Source organism: Candidatus Glassbacteria bacterium, from assembly GCA_019456185.1.
In the GTDB taxonomy this organism is placed as follows: domain Bacteria; phylum Gemmatimonadota; class Glassbacteria; order GWA2-58-10; family GWA2-58-10; genus JAJRTS01.
In genome coordinates, this window is record VRUH01000009.1 from 46,030 (window position 1) to 71,550 (window position 25,521).

Here is a 25,521-nt window from a genome sequence, read left to right on the forward strand (position 1 = left end):
GCATGAGATGCGATTTGTTCTATTATTATTTGCAGTTATATGTTCATATCAGCTCATAGTTGCAGGTAAGGCGCATGCAAATTCTTATGTGAAGCTCTCTTCAAAACATAAAATAGAAGTTATTAATTCTGATTGCTTGGATGTGGAGACCGTATTTGATGATACTGATATGCAAATTTACAAAGCTCGCTTATCGGCAACATCAAAATATTTGGCTTGGAGAGCAAAATGGGCGTTGCGGGATACTTGTCTTTGTGAGGACAAAGGAAGGGATCCATTAATTCTGGTAATTATGGACCTAGAATCAAATGCTTCGGATTCAATTTGCCACGTGGGCGATTTTTCTTGGAGCCCAGTTAAAGATCAAATTGTTTATATCAAAATGGATTTGCCAGAAAATGATTATGAATTCTATTCAACAGGCAAAGTATGGATAGATGATGTGAATAGTGGTACAAAACAACAAATCTTTAGCGAAGTAGAAGCCTTTAGAAATATCAATTGGCAAATATGTGATAATAAAATTTATACTAACATTGCTGGAGGTATTGCTGCAATATACAATCCCCTGGATGACAAGACAGCTTATAAAAGTTACGATGCAATTTCACCTGATGGCATCTATGGTTTCTGCCAAACCGTAGATGCTCCCGCTGAACTATATATAACCGACGGCGATCAGAGAATTGAATTGTTACCGGGCGATTATTCTGTATTTAAAATACGCAATGTGTATGCGTTCTTCCTTGAATGGGGTGTTATTGAGGATAAAACTGTGGTTTATGTCGATTCTCATTCTTTAGAGTACATTGACTGCGCCACGGGCCGGATGTACTTGGTGCTCCCGCCCTCGCCTGATATAGACCCCCTTTACGACCTAGTCGGTTTCCGTGACGGCCGCCCGGTGTGGGCCAAGATCCACGGAGACAAGGCGGAGCTGTTTTACTACCAGCCGAACTAGCGCAGCCGCCGGGCCAGTTTGGGGCCCAGCCACAGCGCCAGACACACTGCAACTCCCCACTGGGCCAGCACGCTGCCGATACTGAATGTCCCCAGCGGGTCCCACCAGCGCTCGGCCCAGCCCGCCGAGCGCCAGAACCACCAGCCCAGCAGAGCCACGAACTGCACCGGCACCAGGTACTTGATCACGGGTCCGAACCAGTGCGGCAGATGCATGTCGCCGCTGAGCTCGGAGTCACGCTCCACCATCGCGCTCCTGAACCTGTCGAAACCGTAGCTGGTCACCGCCAGGCAGAACAGCAGGCCGTTGACCAGCAGCCCCAGGCCCCAGACCCAGTCCTGGTTGTCGAAAAAGCCCGAGCTCAGCGCGCTGGGCACTCCGGCCGCGGCGATCAGCGCTCCCACCGCCAGCGTGGCCGCCCTGCGCCCGATACCGATATCGAGCAGGTTGCGCACGGCCATCTCCACCATCGAAATCATGCTGCTCAGCGCGGCCAGCACCAAGGCCAGGAAAAACAGGAACAGCATCGCCTGCCCGCCCGCGCTGCCGCCCAGCAGACGGGGGATCCAGATGAATGTCATCCCGGTGCTGTTTTCGCCGGGAGTGGTCGCCGCCGCCAGGGCGGTTTCGGCAGGCAGCAGGGCGAACACGGTGGGGATCACGGCCAGCGCCGCCAGGATACTGGCGGTGTTATTGGCCAGACCCATGATAAACGCGTTCTCGACCACCCGCTCGCGCGCACGGGCGTAGACCGAATAAGTAAGCAGCAGGCCCCAGCCCGCACCGGTGCTCCAGGCCGACTGGCTCAGCGCCTCCAGGTACACCCGGGGCCGCAGGAAATCGCCAGGGTCGAAACTGAACAGGAAGCGCACCCCCGCGCCCGCGCCGGGCAGCATCAGCGCCCGCACCGCCGAGTAGAGTAAAATCAGCCCCAGTATAGGGATAAACACCTTGGCGGTCGCTTCGATCCCGGCGCGCACCCCGGCCAGCACGATCACGCAGCAGACAGCCACCGCCGCCAGATGGAACCCCACCGCCTGACCGCTGCCGGCGAACGCATGCCAGTACTCCACACCCGTCTCCCCCCCGATCGTGCCGATCAGCGAGCCGGTGAGGTATTTCATGCACCAGCCGGTGACCACGGCGTAATAGCAGAGGATACCCGTGGTGGTGATCGCCACGAACACGCCCATCCACGCGCCGCGCGCTCCCAGCAGCGATGCGAACGAGCCGACTGTCCCGTGACGCGTAGTGCGGCCCATCGCGCTCTCCACTATCAGCAGGGGGATCGACCACAGGAACAGGAACGCCATCCAGAGGACGATAAACACCCCGCCACCGTTGGCCGCAGCCACCCGCGGGAAACGCCAGATATTGCCGGTGCCGATCGCGATCCCGATCGCAGTGACCAGCAGGCCCCAGCGCGAGGAGAATGATTCGCGCGGCGGGGCGTCCAAGTGTCCGGCGGCGTTTGCGTTCACGATAACCTCCATGCAGCAAAAAAGGCCGTCTCCCGGTTGCGGGAGCCGGCCCTGGATGAATCGTCACCGATCCGGTCCGCCGCACTGATTCGCGCGGCGGACCGGATCGGCGGAGCATGAGCCGGGCTTACTGCCATGTGTCGGGCTGGTTGTCTCCATCGGTATCGAAACCGGCCTGGCCCTTGGAGCCGTCCTCGTTGTATTTCTGCCAGATATCGGGCTTCCCGTCGCTGCCCTTGGTGTCATAGGCTATAACCTTGGGCTTGCCGTTGGCATAGTATTCGGTCCAGCGGTCCATGGTGCCGTCGCCGTTGGAGTCCTGCTGCATCTCGGTCTTTTTTCCGTCGGTGTCGTAGAGAGTGATCTGATCGGCCTTGTCGCCCTTGCTGGCGATCTCCACTTTGCTCAGTTTGCCTGTCTCGGGGTTGAAATGCTGCCACTGGTCCAGGCTGCCGTCGTTGTTGCGGTCCTTCTCCACGCGGACTCTCTTACCGGCCTCGAAGATGGTCCAGGTGTCCAGGACCCCGTCGAAATCAGTATCGGCCTCGGTTTTGACCTTGGTCCCGTTTTTGTCGAACCGGCGCCATTTATCGACCGTGCCGTCGCCGTTCTCGTCGGCCTCGATCAGCTCGATTTTAGCCTGGTTGTTGCTGTAGACCCAGGTGTCCTGCTTGCCGTCGCCGTTGCTGTCCTTGCCTTCCTTGAGCAGGTTGGCTTTATCCTGGGCGGCGAGGCCGGCCGCAATAGCGGCGCAAAGGGCTGTGCAGAGGAAAAAAGAGTGTTGCAGACGCATCCGGATACCTCCGTGGCTGGTGTGAAATGTATTTGGAGCACAACGTTAATGTTTTCGCAGTGTTAGATGGTTTATAATTCTAATCAGTCATTCCATAAACCGCAAGACCCGGCGGGTCTGCCACTGGAGCGGTAAAAAGAAACCCCGCCGGGATCGGAAGACTCCGGCGGGGTTAAAATAAGGCCTTAAACGATAGCGTGCAATCAGAAGTCGTAGCCGATCGAGAAGAAATTACGCCGCCGTCCCTCCACAAGCTCCACCGTCCGGTAGAGTCCGTTGGGAGTCTGGTAGTAGTTGGAGTCGTAGTGGTCGAGGGTCTTGGCCATGTCGAAGCGAAGGACCAGGTAGCCCAGGTTGGAGCGGATACCGAATCCGTATGCCGCCTGGGCGTTCTTGAGCTTGAACCACTTGGCGTTGGTTTTGGTGAACGGCTGGAACGTGTCGTTCTCCAGCCAGGCTCCGGCCATGTCGAAAAAGAATACGCCGCCGATTCCCCGCAGGCTGATCGGCAGCGGCCAGCCCATCGCCAGGAAATCGATAAACGGGAAACGGATCTCGACGTTGGTGAACGCCACGTTATGACCGTAGAGGTCACCGTACCACGCGCCGCGGAACGTATACGGGCCGCCGATGTAGAACAGGCGGGGGTCGTTGCCGAAGCGGGTGCCGCCCACCGCGCGCAGCGCCACTGTCACCCGCCGCCAGAACAGCCAGTATTTACGCCAGTCCACCATCAGTTCGGTGTAGCTCAGTTCGCCGAAATAGTGGTTGGCGCTCAGACGGTAGCGGCCGCCGTCCACGGGTCCGGTCAGCCCGTAGGCGCTGTTGTCGTAGACCAGGGCCAACTGCGGTCCGGCGAAATAGCTGGTGCCGTAGTCTACCAGGGTCCTCTCCTGGGGCGGGTAATAACTGTAATAGGGATCGAAACTGATGCCGATAGCTTTCTGGCTGACCATGTAAGCGCTGAGTCCGTACTCGATCCGCCGGAACTTGTTGAACGGCCGGCTGAACAGAAGGCCGGCCCCGCGCCAGAGATTGGCCAGCGCCTCGTTGGTGTTCCCGTAGCTTCCGTAGTAATACAGGTCGCGGAACTGGCTGATGAAGAAGCCCTTGTTCGTGCGGCCCTCCAGGTTCATGTACTGAAAAGACAGGTCACTGTCCTGGATTTTGCCGTAGATATTGGCGCCTATGGCGATATTGTGGTTGCCCAGCTGGTCGCTGAGCGAAAGGAACACGCCGCCGCTGGCCCCGATATTGCCCAAGTAACCGCCGTAGCCCGTGACATAATCGATACTGAACTTCGGCTTGTACTTGGCGTACTCGAAACTGGCGGTATCAGGCAGAGGGATCTTCGAACGGTCCATCTCGAACTCGAAACTGATCACCGGCAGGGAGTCAGGTTTATCCCGCAGCATCAGCAGCGAATCAACTCCGGCCGGCAGCGAGTTCCCGGCTGCGATCTCCAGCGTGGAGTCGGCAGCCATCCCGGCGTTGTCCGCGGCCAGTGCCGAATCGTTACTCTCGGATGTGATCCCGGCCGGTTCGGCATCCCGGGCAGAGAGGTTCCGGGCTGAATCCTGGACGGCAATGAAGCTGTCGCCGAAATCCGGGTTTCCGGTTTTCTCCTGCACCTCAAGGTTGTCTTCATCGGGTCCCAGGCCGGCCATATCCAACTCCGGCACGCTGCCGCTGGAGGGAGCGTCGGCGGGGTCGAAAACCGAATCCGGCGAATCGGCGTGCCCGCTCTTTCCCGTCTCCTCCTGATCATCGGGGACCATCTCCGCTGACGATGAGGTTTCGTACGCCATCGCCGCGACGATTTTCGCGGGACGTTCGGGGTCCATCCGATCACTGTCGGCCGGCGCTGCGAAATCGGCCATCCCTGAAATACTGTCTCCGGCGGCCAGGCGGAGCTGCTGACGGATTTCTTTCATGCGGCGCTGCGAGGCCTCCAGGTGCACCGTGTTGTACTCGAAACTTGTGGTGGTGTCCGGCACCCATTCCCTGCCCATCCGTTCGGGATTGTTGATGATATAGATGTCCCAGCCGGAGTTGAAAAAAGCGCTGAACGCCAGCCGTCCGCTGCCGCTCGACCATGACAGGCACGGGCTGTTCGCGGTGATCCCCGACACGCCGGTAAGGATATCGCTCACCTGGTAGTCCCTGCCGTCGACGAAATCGTGGTAGAAGATATTGGGGATGCCTGTGCGGTCGGAGACGTAGGCCAGCTTGCTCCCGTCCGGCGACCACTGGGGCGAGATGTTGTTGCCGAAACTGTTGGGAAGTACGGTGTATTGGCCGGTATCGAGTTCCAGCACGGCGATCCGGTAGTCGGAGAAAATCAGCTTGTCCAGATCGGTGCCGGGCCCGAATTCGGTGGTAAACGCGATCCTGTTGCCGTCCGGCGACCAGGCCGGGTCACGCTGGGTGTAGCTGTCGTCGGTGATCTGTTCGATCGATCCGGTTTCGATTTCGATGGTGTAGAGGTTGCTCAGTCCGCCGTCGATCCCGCTGAACACGATCTTCCCGCCGTCGGGCGAAAAATCCGGCGTCAGCACGCCATCGAGCCCCGGGCTGAATTTGTGCACCACTTTCTTGTTGTAGTAATTGTAGACGAAAACCGCTTCCTCGGGCCCCACTTTTCCGACATAGGTCAGGAACCGGTCGTCGGGGCTCCAGTCGAGACTCGTGTAGAGGAACCGCAGGTTCTCCAGTTCGGGGTTGCGCTGCCCGCCCACCAGGGTGCGGCCCTTGCGCCCGTCGATAGCGCTGGCCACGCGGATATCGATATAGCCGCTCTTGTTGGTGGTGAACGCGAATAGCTCGCCGGTGGAGTTCAGCGCCGGGGTTGTGTTGAAACTGCTCCCGTCACGCTCGTGGTTGGTGAGCTGGCGGCTGAAATCCTCCGGTTTCTGGAAGTTGACAATCTGGGGCAGGTATGTTTTGCGGATGTCCTCGTTCCACTGTTTGCTCAACGTTTTTATCTCCGCGCCCACAGATGAGCGGAACGCGTTGTCGAGGCTGCTGAACAGCGAGGTTTTCTGCAGTATCTCGCCCACCTTGCGGTGGCCGTAGCGCTGGGCGATAAAGAACCAGAAAGAGTGGCCGAACGTGTAGGCTCCCTGGGGCATGTAGCTCAGCTGCTCCAGGGTCATCAGGTAGCCGTTGAGCGCCGCGTCACGCAGCCACATCTCCGTATTGGCGGTCATTTTGCCGATACTCAGCTGCTCCACCATGCCCTCGATAAACCACAGCGGAGGCATGAAAGCGAACGGGTTGGACACCGGCGTGCTTTCTCCCCAGAGAATATCGATCTGGAACGCGTGGGCCAGTTCGTGGGTCAGCACGTGCTCGAAATCCTTCCAGCTTCCAGTAAACGGCAGGATCACCCGTTTCTTCATGAACTCGTTCACGCCGCCCAGTCCCTCCCTGATTTCCTCCGGCAGGACATTGGTCTGGGAGAAATCGGTGAAGCTGGCGTAGAGGATCAGCGGGATCCGCCGCTGCGGCTTGAAATTCAGGATTTTGCTGTAGCGCGTATAGGCGCGCTCGGCCATCCGGGCGGCGTCAAGCACCATCGGCCGCTCTTTCTCGTAGAAATAAATATCGAAGTGTTCGCTCTTGAGCACTTTCCAGTCGAAATTATCGTACTGGACCTTGTTCTTACCGAACTGGGCCATGGCCGGGCCGGTATCGATGGCGGCGATGGCGAGAAGGGCGAAGAGCAGATACGTATTACAAAGCCGGATCAGCCAGCCTGGATTTGAATTGCGGGCCGTGGGGCATGTCCGATGGTTTTTCATGGCAGGAAACCCTCACTCTGATATTACGGAAGCCGGGCAGTGAAGAAGGCCGGCCGCCAGTCATCTATCACCTGATCACCTCACCGCGGACGGCCTCTTTTGCCGCCGGCGTACCTCTTTATACATTGCTGGCAATGAAATGTTTCCAACTTTATCCACAAAATGAACAGTCAGCCCGTTAAGCCAAACCGCTTGCGCAGGGTGATAACCGGGGGTATCTTAAGACTGAGCAGTAAGTTATATCTCAATTCTAACCTCATCCGCCGCCGGGGTCAATACTGCCGGCAGGCGGCGCGGAACCTGTATCCGCGGACCGGCGACCATGACTAAAAACTACCTGGCGACGTACGGCACCATCTCCCAGGCGGCCGGGGAAGCGGTGGACTTGGTGATGGGCCTGAAGGCGAAGGTTAAGGGCAAGTGTTTCGGGCCCAGCAGAGAATTGCAGGACGATGTCCGCAGGCTGTACGAAAGCGAAGTGCTGGAGCGCCTGCAGTTGATCGGCCGCCTGATAGTCGAACTGGGCAAGATGAGGCCCCGGCGGTTCGCCACCGGCTTGAGCAGGCTCTCGCTGAATCTGGGCGACAGCGCGGAAAGCATGATCGAGGTGCTCTATATCCCGGGTTACCGGGAGATTCAGAAGGTGGCTGTTTCATTGCTTGACCACATTCAGCGTTCGCTTGTATATTTTCGTAAGACTATTGCGCGCAAGCAGGACCCGACCATGTTCAATGTCAACTACCTGTTTCGCGACATCCAGCTTGCCGCCTGCCCGTGGCGCGAGGGTTTGCTGCCGCCCGGCGACGAACGGCTGGTGCGGGTGAAGTTCAACGATAAGCTGGACGAGAACCTGCCGCACATGGTGGGGGAGGCCGACGGGATCTACCTGGCCCTCTACCAGATAGTGTGCAACGCGCTTACCGCCGCCGGTGACAGTGGAACAGTCAGTCTCTACTCGAGGTATTTTGAGCGGTTCCGGCAGTTGCAGGTAACCGTGGCGGACAACGGTCGGGGTGTGGACCGGCAGGGAGTGCTCAGCAGCGCGATGAGTGTCGAGGCGGTCGACCCCGGCATCGCCGATGAGATCCGTCGCGACGACTCCGACTATAACAACAGAGTTTTTGAACTTATGTGCCGCCCGCGGGTAAGTACATTTGCAGACCGCAACAGCGCCCACAAGGGAATCGGGCTGACTCTGGCCAGCGAGGAAGTGAAGCGGCAGGGCGGCAGGATGGAGATTTACAGCAAGCCGGGACGTGGTACCACGGTCCAGTTGTTTTTCACGATTAAATAGAAAATAATAATCCTCCACATTCCAGCACATCAGCCGAGAGGGAAAATTGAAGCTCCCAGCCGTCCTCCATCGCCTGTCAGTCAGCCTGTTGCTTTCAGTCTCTTTGCTTGCCCTGGTTTTCTTCTGCTCTTGCAGCATGTTCGGCTACAAACCCACCCGGTTGGAAACTGAAACCGGCGTCCTGTATTCGGACCTCCTGCAGATCGCCGGCAACAAGGCCAACGGCGCGTTCGGCAGTCTCAACGGCGGGTTTCCTACCCACACCAGTAACGGGAGCTGGGTCGATGACGAGGATTTTGCCTGGGCCAGGGGCTATTATCCCGGCATCCTGTGGCTGATCTACCAGAGCAGCGGCGACACGTCCGCGATCAACCTGGCCAATGTCTGGATGCAGAGCCTGGAACCGATGAAAAGCCAGGGAGGCGGCTTCGGCCTGGGCATGGTTTTTTACCCCACCTATGTTGCCGGCTACCAGATCATGGGTAACCAGTCCTACCGGCAGGTGGCGCTTGAAGCCGCCGATAAATTGAGTTCCAGGTTCAACAGAGCCGGTTTTTTCCCGGCCTGGGGCGAGGCGGGAGACGCTGTCCTGGGCCGGAGGCTGTCGATTGAGAGCCTGATGGACCTCGACCTGCTCTACTGGGCCAGTGAAGCCGGCGGAAACCCTGAATACGCCCGTCAGGCCACCAGCCACACGGCGTTCACGGTCAGCCGTCTGATCGACGGGAACGGCAGGATCCTCCACGTCGCTGACTTCGACCCCGGCACCGGGGCCATCTTCGGAGAGAGAACACCGGAACTCGCCGAGAACGAAAAGTACGCCTCCAAGGGTTACGATGCATCGAGCGTCTGGGCCCGGGGCCAGGCGTGGGCGGTCTACGGACTGGCCAGCGCTTACCGTCACGAGCAGAACACGGTGTTCCTCAATGCCGGCCTCAGAACCGCCGACTACCTGATTGCCAACCTGCCCGGCGACGGGATTCCGCTGTGGGATTTCGAACTGCCATCGGGCGCCGACAGGCAGAAGGATACCTCGGCCGCCGCTATCGCCGCGGCCGGGCTGCTGAAACTGGCCAAGCTGACTCCCACCGCCGCCCAGCGCAAGAAATATCGGGATACGGCCTTCACCATTATCAGCCAACTTAATAACGCCTACATGACCCAAAACGCCAGGGGTCTTCTGGACGGGGGAGTTTGGACCAAGAGGGGAAGCCGGGGAGTGTCCGGAGCGACCTCGTGGGGCGATTACTATTTTATCGAGGCGCTGCTGCTGCTGCAGGATATCGGGGCCTGAGGCGGAAAGCTCGGAGAGACATCCGGAATAACCGAGGCGCGGTGGAGTATTCCACCGCGCCTTTTTTTATCGATAGCACGCCTCGCAGCTCGCGGTGGAGCTGAAATTCGATTCTCGCCGGGGGACTGCTTGCAGTCTGGTCAAAGCCGATGCGAGTTCGTGCCCCCCCAATAGTTTTGCTGCTTTTGCCGAAACAGTTAGAATTAATTCAACAACCTCGCAGCTCTGCTGCACAGGAGTTCAATACTGATAACTTCTTCAATCTACCGAGAACGAGATCTCCACCCACTCGCCATCGTTTTTCAGCGGCACGGCCAGCACGCCCAGCGCGTTGTGGATATTCTCCGGCACGCGCACATCGCCGTAGGGAGAGTAGGTATAATACGGCCACCTCAGCCGCGCGGCCGGCGGCAGACTGGCATGCCAGCCGTTGTGCGACAACTCGCCGACTCCGCTCAGGTCCAGCCGCCTGGCGCTCAGCGTGAAACTCCGTCCCGCGCCGGCCTCCAGCGTACCGCCGGCGTGCAGCACCAGCGGAAGGTGGAGATAGGCGGTGTCGGGACGGTCGTAGGTGAATTCGGCCTGGGCGCGGACCACGGCGCGCGTATCGTCCTCGATGTCGAACGTGAAGCGCAGGCTGAATCCCTCGTGAGCCACGCACATCGTGTCGGCCTCCCGCGATCCGGCGATCAGTGCGTCCAGCGGGAGGTAGCTCCACTCCCCGTCGGCGCGGTGCACGGCGAACGTGGCCAACTCCGGCTGCCGCTTGCTGTTGCCCCCGCCGATAATGTGGGCAGTTTTGGCGTGCCAGAGGCTGACCGGCACAATCCGGTCCAGGTAGAACTGGCTCAGCGGCCGCTCCGGACCCACCAGCGCGCTCATCGAATAAACCCAGCTGCCTTTTTTGCAGGCTACCGCCGGGCGGTCGAGAGTGTGGCGGTAGGAATGCTCCTGCTGGGGGATCGTGGTTTCGACACCGTCCACGTGGTAGTAGGCGTCCTGGGCGATCCGGGCCAGCGATTCGAGTCCCATCGCCTGCAACGGCTCGTCGCCGTCGCCCAGGGCTGTCAGCAGACGGAAGCGGGCGTAGCGGCGGCCGTGGGGGAAATGGCTGAACGCGAACAGGCCGTAGGAGGCCCGCGGAGAGAAATGGCTGCGGTTGCGCTGGTCCACGGTGTGGATGTCGATCCCGTCGGGAGTGGTCCAGTGGGTGTGGAAATCGGTGTTGAGCCTCATCGCCCGCATGGCGTCGGGCTCGGATGAGTAGTGCCAGAGCAGGCCCGCCACCGAGACGTTGAGGTAGTCGTAGCTCATGGTCGGCCCGTTGTGCTCCTCCCAGTAGCCTCCGGGCCGGATATGGTTGACAAACCGCTTGAGCGCCGGCTGGACTTTCTCCACCCACTCCGGGATATCGAGCACCATGCCCATCCGCCACACCGTGGTCGCCCGCAGGCCGAGATGATTGGGGCTGAAGCCCAGAAAGGGCGACGTGTATTTTGGTCGGTTGATTCTGGGGAACACCTCCTCGGCGGCGATCAGCTCTCCCGCCCGGCGCAGGGCTCCGGCCCACCTTGCCGCCCGCCCGCTGTCCAGATGCGGCTTGAGCAGAGCATAGGCCTCGGTCCAGCAGTACATGGTGCGGTGGGCGTCCAGCGGGTTTGTCGGCTTGCCGTTGACCCGGGGCAGCACGCTGCCGTCGGCCTCCACAATCCCGGCCAGGTAGTCGCCGGCGCGGATCGCCGATTCCAGGGCCTGCCGGCTGCCGCGATAGCGGTTGGCCGGATTATCGGTGTGGTAGAGCAGGGCGGGAGCGTAGATGAACTGCATCCAGGTTACCCGCCAGCCCGACTCATCGGGATCGGAGACCGCGGGCATGGCGGTGCGGTAGCGGCCATCGGGCGCCTGCAGCTCGAGCGCCTGATCGAGACTGCGGGAAAGCACCTCGTAGTAGAGGTCCGGCAGCTTCTCGCTGCTCCAGTGGGGATGGTGATCCAGAGTGGCTGCTTGCAGGTGGCAGGCCGAGAAAGCCAGTGCGGCCAGCGCGACGGTGAAAATTTTCATCCAGAGCCTCCGCAGTTTAATCAACCCTAATGCGCACCTCGACCCACTCACCATCGGGCAGAGTCACCGCTGCGCGCCCGACCGCGTTATGCAGGTTCTCGGGCACGCGCACCGAGCCGTAGGGATAGTAAGTGTAGAACGGCCACTCGAAACGGCTGCCCTCGGGCAGCGATGCGCTCCAGCCGTTGTGCGCAATCCTCAGCGCTCCCTCGCGCTCGATCCGTTCGGCGCTCAGGGTGGAACTCTGTCCGTTGACCGTAACCGTCCCGCCGTCGTGCAGGCGGAACTGAAGCTGGAGCAGGGCGGTGTTCCGGTGGTTGTAGGTGTTTTCAGCCTTTGCGCGGATCAGGGTGGTATTGTCGTCCACGGTCACGAAAGTCAGCCGGCAGGAGAACCCCTCCTCGGCCACGCAGAGCGTGTCGCCGTCCCAGCTTCCCCTTAGCAGACCGTCCAGGGGATGGGCGTCGAGGTCCCCGTTGCGCACCGCGGCGAAAGTGACGATTCCGGGCTGGCCTTTGCTGTTGCCGCCGCCGATAATCGCGCCGGTGCGGGTATGCCAGAGGCTGACCGGCATGATCCGGTCCAGGAAGAACTGGTTCAGCGGGCTGTCGGGCGAAACCAGCGCGCAGATCGAATAGACCCAGTTGCCGTTTTTGCGCACCACCGCGGGCCGGGCGGCCAGGGTGTGACGGTAGGAGGGTATCTGCTGGGGAATTTCCGCCTCGGGCCCGTCGCTGTGGTAGTGGGCGTCCTGGGCCAGCCGTCCCAGGGCCGAGAGCCCCATTGACTCGAACGGATCGCGTTTATCTTCCAGGGCGGCCAGTAGTTTGAGCCTGACCAGACGGCGGCCGGCGGGGAAGTTGCTGAAACTGAACAGGCCGAAGCCGGCGCGTGGACGGTAATGGTTGCGGTTGCGCTGGTCCACGGTGCTGATATCGATCCCGTCGGGAGTGGTCCAGTGGGCGTGGAAATCAGTGTTGGCCCGGATAGCGTCCAGGGCCTCGGGGTCCTTGTAGTAGTGCCAGTAGTACGCGCCGACCGCGGTGTTGAGGTAGTCGTAGCTCACCGTGGGGCCGTCGTGCTCGGCCCAGTAGCCTCCCGGAGCCACTTCGCGGACAAACCGGGCCAGCGCCGCGCGGCTGTCTTCCACCCAGTCGTCCAGGCCCAGCAGCATCCCGATCCGGTTGACAGTCGTGCACCACAGGCCGAAATGGTTGGGGCTGGTACCCAGGAACGGGGCGGTTATCCGGGGACGGGTCATCCGGCTGCGCATGTCGTCGCACAGCCGCTGACCGCCGCGGTGAAGAGCCTCGCGCCAGCTGCGCTCGCGTTCGGCCCCCAACTCGTTTTTCAGCAGGCCGTAAACCTCGGCCCAGCAGTAGAGCGCGCGGTGCGAGTCAAGCGGGTTGGTCTTTACTCCGTCAACCACCGGCACGAACAGGCCCTCCTCGTTGACAATCGAGGCCATCCAGTCGCCGGAGCTGAGCGCGGAGTCGAGCGCGCGCCTGTTCCCGGCAAGCGGGTTGGCCTCGTGCTCGGTGACGTAGAGCAGGGCGGGAACGTAGATGTACTGCATGATGTACATGCTGAACGAGCGGACGTCCTGTTCCGTGTCGGCCGGAATCCTGGAGCGGTAACGCCCGTCGGGGGCCTGGAACCGCTCGGCTTTGTCGAAACTGACGGCCAGCACCTCGTAGTAGAGGCCGGGCAGGCTGCCGCCGTATTTCCAGTGCGGGTGGTTGTCCAGGGTGGCGGCGCGATTCAGGGCGGGGAGTCCCGCAATCAAAATGGTAAGAAGGACCAGGGTTCTGTTGGTAAAAAACCTCATCGGGGCCTCCGGATTTGAGGGTGCCGGTGGACAGCTGAGACAGGAGACACTGAAATTGAATTTAATTCAATCCCACCGGCAAGCAAGGGCCGCGGCGATTGCCAGATTGCTCAGATGTGTTAGATTGGAGGAGTCAGGACTCGGGAGACAGGAGTCAGAAGTCAGGAGAAAAACAAATCCACCGGCCGGGAGCGAATCGAAGTATTTCGGGGATAAATATTGAGCAGGACAAAAATAATCTGCGGGGCCGAGCGCCTGCTGAACGAAAGCGAATTCACCGCACTGGTGGCCGGCCGGACTGTCGGCGCGGTGGTGAACCAGACCGCGGTGCTCGGCGATTACACGTTCTGGCCGGCAGTACTCGGGGAGCGTACCGGCGCCAGACTGGAGGTGCTGTTCACCCCGGAGCACGGCCTGTGGGGCGAGCAGCAGGACCAGGTGGCCAGCCCGGCGGCGGATGAATCATCGCTGGGAGCCAGGGCGGTCAGCCTGTACCTTGCCGATCCGGAATCCCTGAAGCCGGACCCGCGGACGATGGCCGGTCTGGAGGCCGTGCTGTTCGATATCCAGGACGTTGGCAGCCGCTACTATACATATATCCATACGCTGGCCTACGTGATGGAGGCCGCGGCGGAGGCGGATGTGCAGGTGGTGGTGCTCGACCGCCCCAACCCGCTGGGGGGCGGGATGGTGGAGGGCCCGGCGCTGAGGCCCGGATTCGAATCGTTTGTCGGACGGTTCGCCGGGATGCCGGTTCGTCACGGCCTGAGCGCGGGAGAACTGGCCCGCTGGTTCCACAGTGAGTGCGGAATCGGTGAGGAACCGGTAGTAGTTCCGCTTTCCGGCTGGCGACGGGAGGACACAGCTTTCGACTATGATTGCCCCTGGGTGACACCCTCGCCCAACATGCCGACCCCGGACACGGCGCTGGTGTATCCGGGGATGTGTCTGCTGGAGGGGACGATTATCAGCGAGGGGCGAGGCACCACCCGGCCGTTCGAGATTTTCGGCGCGCCGTGGCTGGACCCGGTCGAGACCGCCGGACTGTTGAATTCGTTGAGCTTGCCGGGAGTACGCTTCCGTCCCCAGCGCTTTATCCCCACGTTCAACAAGTTCACCGGCCAGCTCTGCGGCGGCTGCCAGCTGCATGTCACTGACCGGGATGAGTTCCGGCCGTTTGTCACCGGAGCGGCGGTCATCAGGGCGGCTCACCGGCTGGCTCCGGAAAAATTCGGCTGGCTGGAGCAGGCCTACGAATTCGTGGAGGATATCCCGGCGATCGACCTGCTCTTCGGCAGTGAAAAGCTGCGGGCGGCGGTGGATGCAGGAGTTGCATTCGAGGACGTGCGCGAATTGTGCCGGGCGGATACACAGAGCTGGATGGAACAGTGCGGGGGGGTGCTGCTGTATCAGTAAGGCAGGGTTGTGGTGCTTTGCGGGGCATTCTGAATCGAAGGAGATGGAGTGGAAAACTATTACCGTTTCTCCGCCGCCGGCCGTGAGCTTGAAGCTTACCTGAGCGTGCTTTATACTCGCTACCGGATGATGGATCTGCGTCACGAGTGGGTGATCCGCGGAGTGCTGAAACCCAGGTTCGCCGGCATGCGGCACCTGGTGGAGAGCTACCTGAAAAATTTCAATGGCCGCTATAATTTCGAGCGAGTGGGCGATGAGACCTACCTGACGATCAGCGCCACGGTATCGGGAACTCTAGGCGCCGGAGCGGCCAACCGGAAGTGGCTGCTGCACCTGGGGCTGTTCGTGGCCACCGTGTTCAGCACGATGCTGGCCGGGGCGCTGCGCGAGGGCGGAGACCCGCTGTCCTCGCTGGCCGAGTTGAGCCTGGGGATCCCGTTCGCGGCGGCGATCATGACGATCCTGCTGGTTCACGAGCTGGGCCACTATTTCGCCGCGCGCCACCACGGGATGGACGTAACCCTGCCGTTTTTCATCCCGATGCCGCCGCCGATGATTTTCGGCACGATGGGGGCGCTGATCAAGATGCGCTCGCCGATGTTCAACCGGCGGATGCTGCTGGATGTGGGCGCAGCCGGACCGATCGCCGGCTTTGTGGTCAGCGTGCCGGTGCTGATAATCGGGCTGATGCAGTCGGACTGGACGACTTTTCCGCCCAGCTATTTCGTCCTCGGCGACTCGCTGCTCTTCGGCTGGCTGACCGACTGGATCATGGGACCGCGTCCGGAGGGGATGTTCCTGAATATGAGTTCGCTGGCGTTCGCTGGCTGGATCGGCTTTTTCGTGACCGCGATGAACCTGATGCCGATCGGCCAGCTCGACGGCGGGCATATCGGCTATGCGCTGCTCGGGAAAAAACACGGCAGGTTGGCGCTGGCCGCTTTTGCGGCGATGATCTGCCTGTCGTATTTCTGGCCCGGCTGGCTGTTCTGGGGCCTGCTGATCCTGCTGCTGATCAGGGTCAAGCACCCGCCGGTGCTGGATGAAGCTATTCCGCTGGACAGGCGCCGCCGGCTGATTGGGGCGGTGACGATGCTGATCCTGCTGTTGACATTCATGCCCCGGCCGATCCTGGCCTGAACGCGGAGACCGCAGCCCCGTGAAACAACCGAATCCGGAACTGATCGAGCGGGCGGCCGAGTGGATCGCGGCGGCCGAAAATACGGTGGTTTTCACCGGGGCGGGGGTGAGTGCCGAGAGCGGGATCCCCACGTTCCGCGACGCGCAGACCGGGATGTGGGCCAAGTACGACCCGTCGCGCCTGGCCACGGTGGAGGGATTCCTGCGCGACCCGCGTCTGGTTTGGGAGTGGTACGCCTACCGTCGCCGCCTGGTGCGCGAGAAGGAGCCCAATCCCGGCCACGAGGCGATCGCCGAGCTTGAGCGCTGGTCGGACGAACTGACGGTGGTGACCCAGAACGTGGACGGCCTTCATCACCGGGCAGGCAGCACCAGGGTGATAGAGCTGCACGGCAATATCACGCGGGTTAAGTGTTTCAAGGGCGAGCACGTTTATCCCGACTGGCGGGGCAGCGACAACGGGGAAGAGGAACTGCCGCCCTTGTGCGGGGAATGCGGAGAGATGCTGCGGCCGGACGTGGTCTGGTTCGGGGAGCAGTTGCCGGAGGATGCGCTGGCCGAAAGTTTCAGACTGGCAAAAAACTGCGGGTTGATGCTGGTGGTTGGCACCAGCGGCCAGGTGCAGCCGGCGGCGTCGCTGCCGGTCGTTGCGCGGCAGGCAGGGGCGCGGGTGATCGAGGTCAACCCCGAGCCGAGCGCGATTACCCCGACCGCCGATTTTCTGCTGCGCGGAAACAGCGGCGATATGCTGCCGCGGGTGATAGAGCAGTTGAAAAAGCTGAAATGAATGAAAAATTTAGCCATCGTTAAAAAAGGCGGACCTCAGGAGGTCCGCCTTTGCACTATTTCGATAATGAAGTCCGGCAAGTCTACTTTGCGTCGGCCTTGACAGTGCAGACCTGGTTCTTGCCGGCCCGTTTGGCCCGGTAGAGCGCCTTGTCTGCCAGAATCAGCAGGTCCTTGGGATTGTCCAGATTGTTTTTTTCCATGGCGAAAACGCCCAGGCTGATAGTGACGTTCAACGGTCCCTGATCGGCCATGACTTTGTTCCTCTCGACTTTCTTGCGGACATTATCCCCCACGCTCATCGCCTGCCTGAGCGTGGTGTCCGGCAGCAGCAGCACGAACTCCTCGCCGCCGTAGCGGGCCACGATATCGGTTCCGCGCCGGCCTCTCCTGAGCAGATCGGCCACCGCCACCAGGACCTCGTCACCCAGTTGATGGCCATAGGAGTCGTTGAAGTTCTTGAAATCATCGATATCGGCCATCAGCAGGGCCAGCGGCCGCCCGTGGCGCTGGGCGCGGCTGAATTCGCGGTTGATCGATTCCATCAGAAAGCGGTGGTTGTAAAGACTGGTCAGTCCGTCGGTGACAGCCAGAGTTTCCAGCTGATTGTTTAGCTGGTGGAGCTTGTTGAGCAGGAGGTCTTTTTCCTTCTCCACCCGGCTGCGCGCGGTGATATCGACCAGGCTGACCAGCAGGTTCTTGAACTTGGCTCCCTTGCGGGGGACCGCCACGTTGAGAATCATACGGAGGTGGTTCTGCTTGATCGTCAGGAAGTCGGATTCGCCCTGGAAATTTTTCTCGCCGCGGGCAATGGTGGCCAGGAACTTTTTGAAATTATCGCTCTCCAGATCGGAGAAGAGTGTCTTAAAGGGCCCGAGCAGGTCTTCCCTGCGTTCGGCCTCGAACAGCTTGACCGCGGCGTGGTTGACGTCCACGGTCTGGATCAGTTCGCCCGCCAGCTTGACGAAATCCGGGTTCTCGTCGAAGTATTTTTTCCAGCTTTTGATCCCACTCTTGCGGACCCGCTCGAGAGCGTCCGTGAGCGGATCGTAGTCCAGTTCCACCAGGGCCACGTCGGCTGTCTGGAAGATTGTCCGGAAGCGCTCCTCGCTCTCGCGCAACTGACCCTCGGCGTGCTTGCGGGAGGTAATGTCGCGCTGGATTGTCAGCGCCCCGATTACTTTCCCGTCACCGTCGTGGAGAATATTCGAGTTGATCTCCACGCAGGCGATTGTCCCGTCGGCCTTCTTGACCGAAACTTCCTGGTGACGGATCGAGCCGCCCTTGCCGTCGGGAGTGGGCACCATGCTGCTTACCAGCTCGAAATTGTCGCTGGTGTAAAGGTCCAGCAGGTGACGGCTATTGAGTTCTTTCTTGGTGATACCGAAAAACTGGGTGGCCATCTTGTTGCAGTCGATAATCCGCCCGCGCTGATCGACAGTGTAGTAGACGTCTGGGGCATTGTCGTAGAGCGAGCGGAATTTCAGCTCGCTTTTTTTGACCTGCTTGGTGCGTTCGCGAATACCGGCTTCGAGGTTGCGCTTGGCTATTTTCAACTCGCTGATCAGCTTCTGGTTCTGCAGGTTGATTTCACGCTGCTCGAGCCCGTTGTCGACCGTCAGGAGCAACTTGGCGAGCTGAACCGGCTTGACCAGGAAGTCGAACACCCCGTGGCTGATCGCATCGAGGATCAGCTCGACAGTGGCATGCCCGCTGAGCATGATCGTGACAGTGTCTTCCGAGATTTGCTTGATCTGCTTGAGGACGTCCATTCCGTTGGCGTCGGGCAGGCGGATGTCGATCAGGGCCATGTCGTAGGAATGGCTTTTTACTTTCTTCAGGGCTTCCTTGCCCGTTAAAGCCGGGTCGACTCGATATCCATTGTTGAGCAGACACTCGCAATAGAGCGAATTCAGCGATTTATCGTCCTCGACAACAAGTATGATCTGATTTTTTTTCATATCACCTGTGTCCAGGGTGTCGCCACCCGCTGGAGTGCACCGCCCGGTGTTCAGGGCCGGAACTTGGAGATCAGGTCCCTCAGCTCTGGTAAGCCACGCTCGGCCAGACGCTTGCGAATTATTTCTTGGCTTTGACGGTATTCGGCCATCGGATGCTGGAAGATGACGCCCAGGGAAATCCGATCGGTCTCGTCAGCCACCCGGAACGCATGGCTGCGCTCAGTGGGGTCGTAGTCTTCATCTTCGTGAAGATAATTGAGCTGGTTCTTGATGATGACGAACTGGTCCTTGCCGACGAAAGTTACGCAGGGGCTGAGGATCTGGATGAAGGCGAACCCCTTGTGCTCGATACCCTGGCAGATCACGTCCACCATGTGCTTGATATCGCCGCTGAAAGCGCGGGCCACAAACGACGCGCCACAGCCGATCGCCAGGCCGATCGGGTTGATCGGGTATTCGATACTGCCGTAGCTCGAGGTAGTCGTCACCATCTGGCCCGGGCTGGTGGGCGAAAGCTGGCCCTTGGTCAGCCCGTAGATATTGTTGTCCATCACGATATATGTGATGTCCACGTTGCGGCGGCAGGTGTGGGGAAAATGCCCCGTGCCGATACTGAACCCGTCGCCGTCGCCGCCGGCCGCGATCACGGTCAGCTCAGGATTGGCCAGTTTTGCTCCGCTGGCGATCGGCAGGGCGCGGCCGTGGACCGCATTGAATCCGAAGCTCTTGAGGTAACCCGGGATCCGGCTGGAGCAGCCGATCCCGCTGAAGAGCATCGTGTTCATCGGGTTGAGTTCCAGCCGGTGATAGACCTGGCTGAGTGCGTTAAGCACTCCGAAATCACCGCAGCCGGGGCACCAGACAGGTTTCAGCCCGCTTTTGTATTCACTGGGCTTGGAGGGTTTCTGAACAGCCTGTGCACTAGTCGCCATCGTTTAATCAACCTCCGCTGTTTATCTCGAGTCAGAATGATTTCAGTCGTCAATCCAGCAGTTTACCGATCTGCTCCAGCATCTCGTAGATCGCCAGTGGTTTTCCGCCGCTGCGCCCGTAGTGGACAGTGCCGGCCGGCAGGTCGAGCTGGATTTTCAGCAGGTTCAGGAACTGCTTGGAGTAGGAGAGTTCGACCACCAGCAGTTTGTCGAGGCTCTCGAAAAACTTATACACTTTTTCCGTGTTCAACGGGTAGAGCACCTGCGGGACAAGCGCCTTGACCGCATGACCCCTGGCGTTGAGAATTTCCACCGCCTCACGCAGGGGACCTTTGCTGCTGCCCCAGGCGATCACGCCGACTTTCGCATCGTCCGGCCCGTAGTGGCGCATGAAATTGACTTCTTCGGCCACGCCCGCCAGCTTGCGGTAGCGTTTTTCGTTCATCCGCTCGTGCTCGGCAAAATCGCTGGTGGGGCTGCCCAACTCGTCGTGTTCGATCCCGGCGGACCGGTAGAGGTGGGGGTCCTTGCCCGGAATGCTCATCCAGGTGATTCCGGTCTTGGTTATTTCATAGCGCTTGTAGTCTTCGACCGAGACCTCATCCGTATTGGGACGGGCGCGTTCCCAGGGACGGATCTTGTCCAGTTCCGGCTCGTGGATCGAACTCTTGCACTGGGCGATAAAACCGTCGGAAAGCACGATTACCGGCAACTGGTATTTCTCGCTGATGAAGAACGCCTCGCGCATCACGTCGAAACAATCCGCGACATCGGCCGGGGCGATCACCACCTTGGGCGCATCGCCGTGGGTGCCGAAACAGGCCTGCAGCAGGTCAGACTGCTCGCTTTTGGTGGGGATACCCGTGCTGGGTCCCACGCGCTGGGCGTTGACAATCACGCAGGGGATTTCGGCGATCGAGGCCAGACCGATCAGTTCGATCATCAGGCTGAACCCGGGGCCGCTGGTTGCGGTCATGGATTTGGCCCCGGCCAGCGATGCGCCGATCACCATCCCCAGCGCGGCGATCTCGTCCTCGGTCTGGACCATCGTCCCGCCGTAGACGGGCATGTAATTGCTCAGCCACTCCATGATCTCGCTGCTGGGCGTGATCGGATAGCCGGCGAAAAAAGTGCAGCCGGCCAGCAGGGCGCCATAAGCGGTGGCGTCGTTGCCGGTCATCACCACCCGCTTGTCCAGCAGGCTCTCGTCGATCACCAGTTTCATGTTTTCCGGAGCTTCCAGGTTTTCCTGCGCGTATTGCTTGCCGGCTTCGTAGGCGCTGATATTACTGTTGATGATCTCATCGCTTTTGTGCGCGAACGTTTTGCTGATCGCCGCGCGCATCTCGTCATCCGGCAGGTCGAACAGGCCGCTCAGCACGCCCAGGGCCACCATGTTCTTGGCCAGCTTGTTTCCGGCTGATTCGGTCGCTATCTCCGTGAGCGGCACGCGGTATATTTTCGACGGCTGCTCGCCGACTATCGGCCGCTCGGGTTCCTCGTCGCCTTCCTTGCCATCCTCGATAACCACTCCACCCGGATTGAGTTCCAACTCGCGGCCGAAACGCTTGTAGTCATCCCATTTGAACGCCAGCAGCACGTCGAGCCTGTCCGGCGGAGCGGACACTTTCTTGCTGCTCAACCTGATCTTGCATGAACTTTCGCCGCCCCGGATCTGGGGACCGAACGCCTTGAGCATCAAGCACTTCATACCCTTCTTGGCCGCGGCATTGACAATCGCCTCCCCTGTGACCATCACGCCATCACCGCCGCTGCCGACCATACCTAAATTCAGCTCATCGCCACCCATGAATGGTGATTCTCCTCTGAATAATGGGGATTAGCCCTGTTACTTTGTCGTGCTGCGAGAAAATGGGCGGCGGGATCAAAGAAAAACTGGAGCCGGCACTGCCGCCCCGGAATGAAAAGTATACGTATATAATAAACCAGTCTGAGTATATCAAGTTACCCAGCATTTATCAACAGACAGATCGTGCTGGAAAAGCACAGTTTACCCGGTTGTTTTCCGGAAAATCCGGAAAAACTTTAGTTATTGAGAAAATATTGTCATCTTGCGCGCTGGGAGAGGATATATTAAGATCAAGTTTCATAACTGCTGAATTGCATGAAAGGCAGGTTGGGGCGGGTTTCAAACTCGCCCCTGGGGCGGTCGAATTTCAACAAAATGACCGGTTCTCTCATTTTCTAGTATGCTTTACACTCAGATCATTTCCATTAAGGGTTTATGAAACAATCTCTAATAAAGTTCCACGGAATCGGGGAATGAAAAGTACTCGCCGGCAGATGGCGGCACAGACACGGGAGGATAAAGGTGGGCAGGTCGTTCGAGGAAGCCTCGAGGAAATACGGTGACGAATTGTTCGGCAATATCTTGCCGTTCTGGATGGCGCGCGGTATCGACCGGGAATACGGCGGCTTTTTCACCTGCTTCAGCAACGACGGGTCGACAATGCTGGCGGAGCACAAGTTCACCTGGAGCCAGGGACGGTTCGTGTGGATGCTGGCGCGGCTGTACCGGAAGATGCGGGACAGGGTGGAGCCGACAGAGAGCGGGCGCTGGCTGGAGGCGGCCGGGGCGGGTGCGCAATTCCTGATCGAACACGCACGGCTTGCCGGCGGCAACTGCGCGTTTATCCTGAACCGCGAGGGCGCGCCCGTGCTGCTGGATTCCGCTGGCGGCGACCGGCCCGCCGAAACCGGCGAGAGCTGCGACCTGAGTATCTACGCCGACTTTTTCGTGATCTACGGCCTGGCCGAGTACGCGGCCGCCTCGGGCAGACGGGAGGCTTACGAATTCGCCCTCGACCTGTTCGACCACGTGCTGGCTCGTCTGGAATCCGGCGACTACCGCACCGACCCGTACCCGGTTCCGCCCGGCTACAAGGTGCACGGGGAGCCGATGATCACCCTGGAGACCGCCCAGGAGCTGGCCGATATCGCCGCTCAGTTCGGCGAGAGCGAAACAGAGGGCAGGATGCGTGCTGTCTGCGGCAAGTGCGCCGAGGAGATCATGGAGAACTTCCGTCGTCCGGACGAACAGGTGGTGCTGGAGATGATCGGGGTGGACAACGAGCCGAAAGACACCCTGCTGGGCCGCTTTGTCAATCCCGGGCACATGATCGAGGACATGTGGTTCATGATGCACTGGGCCGACCGGGCGGGTGACAACGCGCTGTTCGCCGCCGCGGCGGAGGTGGTCCGCTGGGCGCTGGAGTTGGGTTGGGACAAGCAGTTTGGAGGACTGCCGCAGTTCCTGGACAAGAGCGGAGAGCCGCCGCGGGGCGAGGTGACGCCGGAACTGACCGGTCACGAGATGGTGAGCAAGCTGGGGGCCAACTGGTCCAACAAGTTGTGGTGGCCCCACTCGGAGGCGATCTACGCGCTGCTGCTGGCCTACGAACGCCTGGAGGAGCCGTGGATGGCCGAGTGGTTCTGGCGGGTGCACGATTACACGCTGGCCACGTTCCCAAATCCGGACCGTGAAGTGGGCGAGTGGATCCAGATCCGCGACCACCGGGGGCGGCCGGAGAGCAAGGTGGTGGCCCTGCCGGTCAAGGACCCGTTCCATATCACTCGCGCCCTGCTGCTGGCGTTGCCCGTGGCCGAAAGGCTGGCGGAGCGGGAGGGGTAGATGTTGCGTGACGAGATAAATACGAGACAATAATCTGAAATCCCCCCTGGCCCCCCTTTGCTAAAGGGGGGAAGAAGGAACCAGTCCCCCTTAGAAAAGGGGGTACCCGCTGGAAGCGGGCGGGGGTTGTGTATTCGCGTCAAGATGAAGGTTGGTATCCGCCTCCCCCTTTGAAAAAGGGGGATTGAGGGGGATTTGCTTGCCTTTATAAAACAAAAAACCCCGGCATCCCGCCGGGGCTTTTTGCGATCAAAGCACATGTATCAACGAACTCTAAAGATTGTCGATATGCTCTTGCTCGGAAGATGCGCTGCTGCGCCGCATGCTGAATATCTTATCCAGCGAGTACAGCACAGATGGTACCGCAAACAGGCCCATCGTAAAGACGAATTTCAGCGGGTAATCCAGGCAAGCCGGGAATCATCTGCCGCACCCGCGTTGAGCTTCAGCTAATTGCCGTCGCCTCATCCATTCCCAGCAGCCGGCCGTGCTCGTCGATCAGGCCCTGGTGCATCGCCTCGCGGTGCACGGGCCCCCACCAGCCGATCGGCAGGGTGCGGACGTAGTAGCGCACCAGGTGGTCCATGTTGTCCGGTTTGGTCAGGAACGTGACCGGCAGGTAGATCAGCGCGCCCAGCACGAGCAGGACCCAGAACTGCTGGTATTCCAGCAGCTCGGGGATAACCCCGTAAGCCGGCAGCACCCAGACCACCAGCCAGCTGAACGCCAGGTTGGCCAGCCAGCTCGCCAGGTAGCCCCAACTGTTGAACCGCCACCAGACCACCTGCAGGATCGAGGGCAGCCAGACCCCGGCGGCCATGATCCAGAGGGCGAAAATCAGCCACTGAGTGATCGACTCCATCATCAGCCCGTAGAAAAACGAGCCGGCCAGCAGGCAGACCGTGCTGATCCGTCCGACCCACACAAGCTGGCCCTGGCTGGCCTTGGGGTTGATATAATGATGGTAGAGATCGCGGGTGCAGTACATCGCGCCCAGGTTCAGGTGGGTGCTGATCGTGCTGAAATGGATCGCCAGGATCGCGGCGAAAAAGCAGCCGACCATCCCGGCCGGCAGGACCTTGAAGCCCATTACGAACCAGGCCATCTCGCTCTCGGCCGGGTCCTCGATAGCGGGGAACAGGCTGAAAAAGCCGAGAATCGCTATCGCCCACAGCGCGTTGCGCGTCAGGGTCAGGAACGTACCGGTCCAGATACTGTAGGAGGCGTCGCGCACTGTGCGGGCGCTCTGGATCCGCTGGCTTTCGACATACCAGTCGATCGAGGTCCCCATCCCCAGGCCGCCCAGCAGCGCCACGAATATCATCGTCACGAACCAGGCCAGCGGGAAATCTCCCGAGAAGAAGCCGGTGAAATGCAGCGGGTTGAGCCGCCAGGTCTCGCCCATCTCGGCCAGGCGCTCCACTATGGCACTTGGTCCGCCGGCAGCCACTATCTGCCAGATCGAGACGACAATGATCAGCGCCGAGGCGATCACTCCCTGCTGGAAATCGGCCATCACCACGCCCCAGTAGCCGGCGAACAGGACATAGACCGCGCAGATCGAGCCGAACAGGAGCATCCCGACCCACTCCGGGTAGGCGGGAAACAGGAAATGGAACACCTTGCCCATCGCGATCCCGACCCAGCCGAGGATGAACATGTTCATGAACACCTGCCAGCCGGCCAGCCAGCCGCGCAGCATCTCCGCGCCCACGCCGCTGTAGCGCAGGTTCTGCCATTCGGCCTGGGTGTAGGCCAGGCTGCGGCGGAAAATCCGGGTGCTCACGAATGCGCTGATCGCGCACCAGGCCGCGAAAAACGTGTACCACAGCCCGCTGAAGCCGAAGCGGTAGATCACCCCGCCGATCCAGATCGGCGTGTCGGTGGCGGTGTGGGTGGCGTAGACACTGGTGGCCGGCAGCCACCAGGGCAGGCCGCGGCCGGCCAGGAAGAAATCGCTCTCGCTGCGGGAAGCCAGCCGGTAGAACAGTACGCCGCAGGCAATCATCAGCAGAATATAAGCGATCACCCAGAACCAGTCGAGCGCGGTGAATTGGATCATCGGCGGGAGTCCTCGCATCAACTCGGAAAGTTATGGTTACATTCCTAAAGCGCGCCC

Annotated in this window: 16 protein-coding genes; 7 read left to right on the forward strand and 9 right to left on the reverse strand. The window is 60.3% G+C overall.

The window, feature by feature from the left end:
* Nucleotides 1–7: 7 nt before the first annotated feature.
* On the forward strand, nt 8–961 hold the full coding sequence (locus FVQ81_05250) for a hypothetical protein (protein ID MBW7995974.1): 954 nt from the start codon (nt 8–10) through the stop codon (nt 959–961).
* Here FVQ81_05250 and FVQ81_05255 read toward each other — a convergent pair.
* From FVQ81_05255 to FVQ81_05265, 3 genes are all read right to left on the reverse strand, one after another.
* Nucleotides 958–2,454: a sodium-dependent transporter gene (locus FVQ81_05255; protein MBW7995975.1), complete on the reverse strand. Its 1,497-nt coding sequence runs from the start codon at nt 2,452–2,454 to the stop codon at nt 958–960. The genes FVQ81_05250 and FVQ81_05255 overlap by 4 nt on opposite strands.
* Nucleotides 2,455–2,569: 115 nt before the next feature.
* The gene (locus FVQ81_05260; GenBank protein ID MBW7995976.1) at nt 2,570–3,235 is read right to left on the reverse strand and encodes a hypothetical protein; all 666 of its coding nucleotides are present in this window, start codon (nt 3,233–3,235) and stop codon (nt 2,570–2,572) included.
* Between the two features lie 203 nt (nt 3,236–3,438).
* On the reverse strand, nt 3,439–7,038 hold the full coding sequence (locus FVQ81_05265; GenBank protein MBW7995977.1) for a hypothetical protein: 3,600 nt from the start codon (nt 7,036–7,038) through the stop codon (nt 3,439–3,441).
* A 322-nt stretch (nt 7,039–7,360) separates the two neighbouring features.
* On the opposite strand from FVQ81_05265, the gene FVQ81_05270 reads away from it, so the two are divergent.
* Nucleotides 7,361–8,332 (forward strand): sensor histidine kinase, encoded by a 972-nt coding sequence (locus FVQ81_05270; protein MBW7995978.1) that lies wholly within the window; start codon nt 7,361–7,363, stop codon nt 8,330–8,332.
* 46 nt (nt 8,333–8,378) lie between these two features.
* Complete coding sequence (locus tag FVQ81_05275) at nt 8,379–9,626, forward strand: hypothetical protein (GenBank protein ID MBW7995979.1); 1,248 nt, start codon at nt 8,379–8,381, stop codon at nt 9,624–9,626.
* 258 nt (nt 9,627–9,884) lie between these two features.
* On the opposite strand, the gene FVQ81_05280 is transcribed toward FVQ81_05275, so the two are convergent.
* Complete coding sequence (locus tag FVQ81_05280; protein MBW7995980.1) at nt 9,885–11,687, reverse strand: hypothetical protein; 1,803 nt, start codon at nt 11,685–11,687, stop codon at nt 9,885–9,887.
* A gap of 16 nt (nt 11,688–11,703) precedes the next feature.
* Nucleotides 11,704–13,515, reverse strand: a complete 1,812-nt coding sequence (locus FVQ81_05285) for a hypothetical protein (GenBank protein ID MBW7995981.1) — start codon at nt 13,513–13,515, stop codon at nt 11,704–11,706.
* A gap of 216 nt (nt 13,516–13,731) precedes the next feature.
* Between FVQ81_05285 and FVQ81_05290 the strand changes: the two genes are divergently transcribed.
* From FVQ81_05290 to FVQ81_05300, 3 genes are read left to right on the forward strand one after another with little or no spacing between them, the layout of a single operon-like run.
* Nucleotides 13,732–14,931 carry a DUF1343 domain-containing protein gene (locus FVQ81_05290; GenBank protein MBW7995982.1) on the forward strand — a complete coding sequence of 400 codons (1,200 nt, stop codon included), beginning with the start codon at nt 13,732–13,734 and terminating at the stop codon, nt 14,929–14,931.
* A gap of 48 nt (nt 14,932–14,979) precedes the next feature.
* Nucleotides 14,980–16,071 (forward strand): site-2 protease family protein, encoded by a 1,092-nt coding sequence (locus FVQ81_05295; protein ID MBW7995983.1) that lies wholly within the window; start codon nt 14,980–14,982, stop codon nt 16,069–16,071.
* Between the two features lie 40 nt (nt 16,072–16,111).
* Nucleotides 16,112–16,858, forward strand: coding sequence for an NAD-dependent deacylase (locus FVQ81_05300; protein ID MBW7995984.1), 747 nt, complete (start codon nt 16,112–16,114; stop codon nt 16,856–16,858).
* A gap of 82 nt (nt 16,859–16,940) precedes the next feature.
* Here FVQ81_05300 and FVQ81_05305 read toward each other — a convergent pair whose 3' ends face one another.
* From FVQ81_05305 to FVQ81_05315, 3 genes are read right to left on the reverse strand one after another with little or no spacing between them, the layout of a single operon-like run.
* Nucleotides 16,941–18,818 carry a diguanylate cyclase gene (locus FVQ81_05305; GenBank protein MBW7995985.1) on the reverse strand — a complete coding sequence of 626 codons (1,878 nt, stop codon included), beginning with the start codon at nt 18,816–18,818 and terminating at the stop codon, nt 16,941–16,943.
* 50 nt (nt 18,819–18,868) lie between these two features.
* The gene (locus FVQ81_05310) at nt 18,869–19,750 is read right to left on the reverse strand and encodes a 2-oxoacid:ferredoxin oxidoreductase subunit beta (GenBank protein MBW7995986.1); all 882 of its coding nucleotides are present in this window, start codon (nt 19,748–19,750) and stop codon (nt 18,869–18,871) included.
* Between the two features lie 49 nt (nt 19,751–19,799).
* Nucleotides 19,800–21,560, reverse strand: coding sequence for a 2-oxoacid:acceptor oxidoreductase subunit alpha (locus FVQ81_05315; protein MBW7995987.1), 1,761 nt, complete (start codon nt 21,558–21,560; stop codon nt 19,800–19,802).
* A 522-nt stretch (nt 21,561–22,082) separates the two neighbouring features.
* Between FVQ81_05315 and FVQ81_05320 the strand changes: the two genes are divergently transcribed.
* On the forward strand, nt 22,083–23,402 hold the full coding sequence (locus tag FVQ81_05320; protein MBW7995988.1) for an N-acylglucosamine 2-epimerase: 1,320 nt from the start codon (nt 22,083–22,085) through the stop codon (nt 23,400–23,402).
* Nucleotides 23,403–23,847: 445 nt separating this feature from the next.
* On the opposite strand, the gene FVQ81_05325 is transcribed toward FVQ81_05320, so the two are convergent.
* Nucleotides 23,848–25,464 carry a Na+:solute symporter gene (locus FVQ81_05325; protein MBW7995989.1) on the reverse strand — a complete coding sequence of 539 codons (1,617 nt, stop codon included), beginning with the start codon at nt 25,462–25,464 and terminating at the stop codon, nt 23,848–23,850.
* Between the last annotated feature and the right edge of the window lie 57 nt (nt 25,465–25,521).